The sequence below is a fragment of the Mesorhizobium sp. LCM 4576 genome, from assembly GCF_001854815.1.
GTDB classification, from domain to species: domain Bacteria; phylum Pseudomonadota; class Alphaproteobacteria; order Rhizobiales; family Rhizobiaceae; genus Mesorhizobium; species Mesorhizobium plurifarium.
This window is the reverse complement of sequence record NZ_MDDT01000056.1, coordinates 21,758-29,321: the sequence shown is the minus strand read 5'-3', so window position 1 is coordinate 29,321 and position 7,564 is coordinate 21,758. Positions and strand designations below refer to the sequence as shown.

At 57.3% G+C, this 7,564-nt stretch carries 5 protein-coding genes; all 5 read left to right on the top strand.

The window, feature by feature from the left end; genetic code table 11:
• Positions 1 to 680, top strand: a 680-nt coding sequence (locus tag LCM4576_RS25780; protein ID WP_083361534.1) for a carbonic anhydrase, incomplete at its 5' end; no start/stop codon positions are given.
• 1,037 nt (positions 681 to 1,717) lie between these two features.
• A complete protein-coding gene (locus LCM4576_RS25775) occupies positions 1,718 to 2,902 on the top strand; it encodes an MFS transporter (RefSeq protein WP_071035322.1) in 1,185 nt (394 codons plus the stop codon).
• Between the two features lie 6 nt (positions 2,903 to 2,908).
• Complete coding sequence (locus LCM4576_RS37820) at positions 2,909 to 4,186, top strand: saccharopine dehydrogenase C-terminal domain-containing protein (RefSeq protein WP_083361532.1); 1,278 nt, start codon at positions 2,909 to 2,911, stop codon at positions 4,184 to 4,186.
• Positions 4,077 to 5,429 (top strand): SidA/IucD/PvdA family monooxygenase, encoded by a 1,353-nt coding sequence (locus LCM4576_RS25765; RefSeq protein ID WP_083361531.1) that lies wholly within the window; start codon positions 4,077 to 4,079, stop codon positions 5,427 to 5,429. The genes LCM4576_RS37820 and LCM4576_RS25765 overlap by 110 nt, the downstream gene beginning before the upstream one ends.
• Positions 5,426 to 7,426, top strand: coding sequence for a class I tRNA ligase family protein (locus tag LCM4576_RS25760; protein WP_071035319.1), 2,001 nt, complete (start codon positions 5,426 to 5,428; stop codon positions 7,424 to 7,426). The genes LCM4576_RS25765 and LCM4576_RS25760 overlap by 4 nt, the downstream gene beginning before the upstream one ends.
• Positions 7,427 to 7,564 lie beyond the last annotated feature (138 nt).

Sequence of the window (7,564 nt, the reverse complement as noted above, 5' to 3'; positions counted from 1 at the left end):
GGGCGGATGGGGCCCATTGGGGATACACTGGTCAGGTGGGGCCCGAGCACTGGGCCGATCTGGACAGGAAGAATTTCGTCTGTTCGGCGGGTACGCAGCAGTCACCTATTGATATTACCGACGCCGTCAAGGCCGACATGCCGCGTATCTCAGTAGATTGGCACAAGGGCCCCTGCAAGTTGGTGAATAACGGGCATACCATTCAAATCAATACGCCGGGAGGCAGCACGCTCACCCGCGGGGATCGTACTTTCGAATTGATCCAATTCCATTTTCATACGCCAAGCGAGCATCGCATAGCTGGCAAGAGTTTCCCGATGGAAGCGCATTTCGTTCACAAGGACACAAAGAGCGACAGCTTTGGCGTCCTGGGAGTCTTTCTGAGACCAGGCGCGACAAATGCCAGCTTTGCAAGCCTGGCAGCAGTTTTTCCTGCGCGGCCAGGCGCGTCAATGGYCGCCGATATCGATCCCAGCGGGCTTCTCCCGGCCTCGCTCAGCTACTGGACCTATGAGGGATCATTGACGACGCCGCCCTGCACCGAGAGCGTTGAATGGATGTTGGCAAAAGAACCGGTAGAGGTCGACGCTGCGGATATTGCTCGATTTGTCTCGCTCTATCCCCACAACGCTCGGCCTATCCGTTCACCTAATCGGCGCTTCATCCTAGACATCAATTGAGGCCTTGGAATGCGGCAATAAGGAACGTTGACCGGCAGAGGAGGCGGCCGCAGAACGCGAAAGGGGACCGCCTTTGTTGCCCATCCGACGAAGATGAAAGTGACCGGACCATCGCKGCCGATATAATCGCAATGCAGGCCGGCTTGCTAACGCGCCAGCGATGTGTAATCGGCACCGAGCACATTTCGTCCAGAAAAATTTTCGGACCGCAGACTTCCGGCTCCGGGCATGATCGCCTGCCCATAGGGCGAGGCTCTATTGGTTAAGGCACCGCCACGTCCGCGATGGGAGCCCCGGGCTAATATAAACCGGGTCGGCATGGACCCACTGCTACAGGTCCCCACCGATCCCAGATGCGGCAGCGCCCAGTCTCAGCGCCGTTGGCTTTTCGGTGGAGGCCCTCTTCGGGATCGGCCGTTGAGGCGCGCGTATCGTCCGACCGCATTTAGCCTCGAAGTTCGATCGCTGTTGCGCCCCACCGGGATAATGCGTGGTCGCAGGCGCGTTCCGCGCGGCAGCATCGGCATCGTGTCGTACCGCATCTCGCGGCGGCCTGTCTGAGCCCCTCCCCGTCTCTCAACTCCTTATGGTAGTTGTGACTCACCGAAGCCAGGCATAGCCGCCTCAAAGGCGGCGCCCGACATGTTCTGTCGGGTTTGTCGAGTTCACGATAGGGGCCTCTTTAGCCGATCTCTAGCTCTTCTCCAGGCTAATCGACTGAAAAGAAACCACAAAACTCCTTCTACGGCTCGATCGGTCAAACTGGCATGAATCTTGACCATCTCTTTTGTCAGGCGGGCAGCAGGCTGACTGTCGTGGTTCATGGCACGGGCAGCCAAGATGGAGGGTTGGAGCAAAGCGATACTTAGGGCTTGCGCACGCGTGCTCTTAGCACGGCAAGATATGCGTGCACGGAACGTCCGAATAGCCCTGCAATACAACATCGCTCTGGGCGACACAGCGCACAACTTCATGGATTCAGAATGAACCGCCACACTATTTCAACCGCCAGTACTCGCATTCTGTGGTATAGGCGTATGTTCATCGCTGAAAGATGCCTGATTTCCTTCGCGATGGGCATCTTTGCGCTGCTTCCAGTTTACCTGTTGTCGATTGGGCGAGACGAGATCTTCTTTGGCTCGATCTCGGCAGCAGGCATGGCGACCGCCATCTTAATCGTCTTGATCAGTCCTTCGCTCACCCGGCACTTTAGCGTGCGAAGGCTTGCACCTATCGGCGGCCTCCTCTATGCAGCGGGGTGCGCGACCATCCTCCTAAACGAGTTTTCGGGGGTGCGCGCGACCCTCCCCTACTTCCTGAGCTACATGCTGCAATCGGGTGGATGGGCGCTGCACTTCACCGTGGGCTCGATCTGCATTGCCGCCCTCTCAAGCGATGCAGACCGGTCATCGAGTTTCATGGCCTACTCTGCATTCTCAACCTTAGGGGTAACCTGCGGACCTCTGCTAAGCAGCCTGCTTGCCCGGTTCACCGGCTTGGGCACGCTGGACATGTTCATTCTGGCAATGCTTGCGGCGACGGCAGCTTCCGCATTGTCATCGTGGGCAGCGCAGCGTGCGGCGAACATCCGCGACGCCGATATTCCCAACCACGCCTCGCTTGCACGGGAGCTTTTCACTCTTCTCTTCAGCAATTCCGCAATGTTTTTTGTACTCGTACTGCTGTCGGCAAGCATTTACACCACGTTGATAAACTTCCAAGCTCYATTTGCGAACAATTCCGGTCTTCGGTATGAAATATTTTTTGGCTCTTGGGCGATAGCCGTAGTCGGCTCCAGGTTTGCAATTGGTCCGCGCGTGAGCCGCGGTGCGGCCGATCGGATCTTGCCGCTACTCCTGGGCGGGATGGTTATTTCGCTTCTCGGTTTCCACTACTCTCCGGGCCATCCTGTTATTTACGCGGTGGGATCGCTGGCGACCGGCATAACCTACGGGCTATCGTATCCCCTGATGCAGGCAGAAGCTGTCCGCGTGACTGCGCCGCAGTCCCGAACCTTGGTGCAGATCATCTTCAGTCTTTCCTATTTCCTTGGCTTGTATTTCTTCCCTTTCGCTGCCGGCATCGTCTCGGTTCACCTGGGGTACAATACACTGACGTTGTTAATTGCCGGCTTGGCCCTGCTGCAAACGGCTATTGCTCTTGTTGGCTATCGCACGACGCGCCGCAAGCCGGTCTCGACCGTAGCGAGCAACAAAGGCTAAACCACGATGTGCGGGAGGTCACACGTCGTCATCGGAGCCGGGCCAGTCGGTCGGGCGGTGGCCCTTCAACTTGCGGGCCAGCCGGACACGTCGGTTGTCCTGATTGACAGGAGCCATTCTGTGCTTGCTACGGCGCAAGGGCTTCTGGGCGACCTCAAAAACGTCCGCTTCGACGGGTCATTTGGTCCATGCGCGCACTCAATTCAAGCACGATCGCTGATCATGGCTACGTCTTGGAACGACTGCCGAAATCTGGTCGGCAAACTCGCGCAACAAATGCACGAGGCAGGTCTACACACCCCTATTATTTGCGTCGGCAGGCCAGACCCCGAGGATCCTGACATCGCCCGGATGCCGCCTAACGGTCCGCCGGTAGTCTTGGGAGCGGGTCTCGAACCAGGATTGGTTGAATCGTTAATCTCACTGGCAGCAGCTGAACTAGACGGCTTAGAGAGCATCGTAACTCATTGCGGAGGGATTCCCAAAATTCCAGAACCTCCACTGAACTATGCTCTCGCCTTTGGACGTCGGCTGCCCATAGAGCAGAGGCCCGCGTTGGCTCGAGTCAATGGGCGAGCCGTAACACGAAATCGATTTGAAAGCGTGTCTTCGCTGTTCGTGGAGGGTGTCGGACTTCTTGAGGCATACGATGACGCAATGGTTCCGTCGACTGCCGCAARCACTCATCTCAGCATTCCGACCCTCCGACAATTGACTGTGCKATGGCCGGGCTTTGCGGATGGCGTTCGGATGTTGCATCGCCTCGGGCTGCTGTCCGACGAGGAGATTGAGATCGGGAGCACCCGCCTGCGGGTCAAGCACGTCACGGAAGCGCTTTTAACTCGCCGGAGCCCAAAGGAACATGGCGACCAGGTCATCCTTGATGTGGCCATTGAGGATCGCCATCGCAAACCTGGCCGCTGGACGTGCATCCTTCGCTCCGCACTTCAGGAACGAGGCTTCTCAAGCATGGCTATCGCGACCGCGGTTCCAGTGGCCGCAGCCGTGGAATGCGTCACGCGCAAACAGTTGCGGGGCGCCATACACCCCGGTGAAGCCACTCTCGCCGAAGTCGCCTCGATGGCCCTCGGAAAAATGAGGGGAAGCCGGATGGCTGTCTTAGCCGAGCGCGCAACTGGGCTGTTGGAAACAACCATGATTTTTGGAGCCGGTCATGCAAAAGCGGAAAACACTGCTCGTGGGCAGCGGACCAGCAAACCTTGCACTGCTGACGTGCCTGAAAGAATGGGKTTCCTCGGTTCTGGATTCGCTGGAAGTCCTTGAGCGCCGCGGCAGTGCAGAATGGCACCCAGGCATTGCTTTCGAGGATTCAAGGCTCCAAGTCTCCTTGTTCAAGGACCTGGCGTTCATGAGGAATCCGGCAAGCCCATTCACTTTTTTATCGTTCTTGCACGACAGAGAGCTTCTCTACCACTTTATTCATACGAACGAACTATATCCTTCAAGGAAGCTGTTCTCCGACTATCTGGTCTGGGTAAGCGGGTTTTTTACGAATGAGATTTGTTTCGGCAAGGAGGCGGTGGAAGTCAGGTTCGGCGAGAAGCCATYGGGAACCCCAACGCTTGTGGTCACTGTCCGGGATGTGTCGAGCGGGGACGTTTCGGAAACCGAAGCTGACGACTTGGTCGTAAGCCTTGGGCATGAACCATACGTTCCCGAAGAACTGGCCGTGGATCCCGGCCGCGTGGTGCATTCAAACTTCTTCCTGTCCCCTGCGAACGAGGGAAAGATCAACGCGAACGCTCGCGTTGCAGTCGTCGGGTCCGGGCAAAGCGCCGGCGAGATAGTCAGATTCCTGCTTCAGGATCGGGAAGTATCGGAAGTTATCGTCGTTGGCCGGCGCCACCTCTTTGAACAGACGGATGACAACCCGTTTGTAAATGACTTCTACACCTATCCACACTCGCTAAAGCTCGCGAAGCTGCCACCCGAAGATCGCAATAGGTTTCTTACCGACACGAGGAATACGAACTTCTCCACCGTCACCAAAGACGTCCTAAAAAGCATCTACGATCTTCGCTTCGAAGACCAAGTGTGTRGACGCGATCGGCTCAGACTGTTTCCGTATACGGAAATCACGGCGGCGGAGCGTGTTGAGGATAGCTTTCGTCTTCACCTTCGCGGAATCGGAAGCAGCCAAGACCTGACAACGCTTGAAATTGACCTTCTGGTTTGCGCGACGGGCTTTTCGAACCGTCGCCATTTATCCTTCCTCCAAACGCTGCAACCAGTCATCGAAGACGCCGCTCTCGTTATCGACGAGTCGTTTGAAGTGGATCTCGGTCAGACGGCATTGCRCCGCTCCGGTCCGCGACCTCGCGTTTTCCTCATGAACCACTCTTTTGGCCTTCGGGGCCCAACGGAGCACACACTCGGCGGTCTGGCCGAGCGCGCAGCGGTCGTGGCGAAGGCGTTGCAGAATGGCGCGTGCTTTCAACCCCCTGCGGACCGCCCGGATATGTTGCCAGCTGAATGCCCCCCGAAAATCGAGAGTGGAACGAAATGATCTATCCAAAAATAATAGATCTCAAAAATGACGCACGTGCGGTCGCTGTCTCGATTGATGGCGGCATCGTCAGGCATGATCCCTTCCCAGAAGGGGGTAACGTTTCGGTACGGCTGTTGAAGTTCAGTTCGGGCGCAACCACTTGCCGTCACAACCACGGGGAAGTCGAATTTTGGACAGTGATCTCTGGCGGCGTTCGAATTCACCTGGATGAAGAGGCCTTCCTGCTGCTTGGCGGAGAGAGCATTAGGGTCGACCCGCTGCGCAGGCATAGAATTGAGGCGTTGGACAGCGGTGCAGTCATGCAGACGATGTGGTGGCACAGCCGCGCAGCGTTCGAAGAGGCGATTTCCACGAAGGAAGCGACGGCAAAAGACAGACCGTTGTTGCTGGTTCCCGCCATGCTTACCCCGAATGGGCACATRCACATAGGTCATGCCTCAGGACCGTTCCTCCACGCGGATGTGTTGCGCCGAATTGCTGAGACCGGCGACCGAGAGGTCTTCGTGCTGCAGGGCACGCACGGTCATCTTGAGCACATTGCAATTGCGGCCGACGCTGCAGGACTGGAATACTACCAGCTCGCGGAGAAAAATAGAGCTTCTTTCCAGGAGGCTCTGGATCGGCTCAACGCAGTCCCGGATATCTTCCTTAAGACAGAGCCTGACCGCCGCGGCAAGGCGGTCGTTCTCGAGGTCTTCAAGCGACTTTGTAGCAAGGGCCTGATCGCTGAAAGAGAGCATTTGGTCCCATATGACGTGGAAAGCGGGCGGTTCAGGGTTGACGCCTTTGTCCACGGCAAATGTCCCTATTGCGGCGGCTATGCTTCCGGCCATGAATGCGAGGATTGCGGCGCGCTGGTCCTCGATGCCGAACTTCAGGATCCGGTTGATCTCGAGGGGCGTTCCCTGGAACGTCGCCCGCTGAAGCGCCTTTTCCTGAACCTCGCTCCAATGCATGACGCCCTCGAATCCTTCGCCTCGCGGTCCTTCCTGCCCATTTACGCCAAGCACTATATCGAATCCTGGCTGAGGCKGGGGCTTCCGGAAGTCTGCATCTCTAATCCAACCCGAGAGGGAATCCGGCTTCCAATCCCAGGATTTGAGTGTCAGCGGTTCAACATCACCATCGAACACGTGCCTCGGCACTTGCTTGCCTTAGAAATGATAAGGGAAAAGAGCGGATGCCCTGCCTTGTGGTACCAAATTCCGCGGGACGAGATGCCGGAGCTGAACATTCTTTTCGGCRCGGACAACGCCTTCGGACGTTTGTTGGTCATTCCCGGCGTACTTTCGGCGCTTGATCTGCACGAGWTGCTCCCTCGACGGATTTTCGTAAATCAGATGCTCACTCTCGATGGGAAGAAGTTCTCAACATCACGAAATCACRCAATCTGGGTGAACGATATCATTGCAAAAGGATCCGGCGAGCCGCTTCGCTTCTACTTGTGTCGCCGGCGCCCGGACGGTTGTGTTGAGGACTTCTCCCTGAGTTCTTACGAAAGATGGAAACGGAATTTCTGGGACGAACGGCTGTTAAGATCGACCGCGAAGGCTAACCAGGTCATCGAGCGGGTCGCAACCGATGAGCTCCCTTGTCCTGGCCAGTGGTCAGCCACCGACATTGCGTTCCTGGCGGAGTRCAGACGCTTCAACGCGGAAGTGCGAGCGCGTTTCGAAGCGGATTACCCGGACGTGCGTCAGCTGACGCGTGCAATCGAGGCGTTCGTCGATGCAATCGGCCGCTATTCATGTTCAGTGCTGCACGTTCCAGCTGCAGCGAAGGAAAACGAGGCGCTTAACCGGACCGCGGCCCGCGCAGTGACCTTCGCACTTGTCGGACTCTGTGTCGCGGCCTACCCAATCATACCTGATTTCGCCGTCAGCATCGCAGGCAGTCTTGGGCTGGGGGTTCCCAAGCTCAGCTGGTTAGACCGCGACTGGATGGCCGAGCCAGTGCGTATGCCTGAAAGCACTGGCGCCAGAGGCGGTGAATAGCCGGCAAAATGATTTCGGACTTACATGGAGCCGCACATCGAAGAGYGGGCGCCGGGGAAGGCGCGCCAGGAAACGTCGGCGATACGTCTGACGTGGACGCCGATGCCGGTCCGGTCATAGCTCCATCCGTCCCCAGCA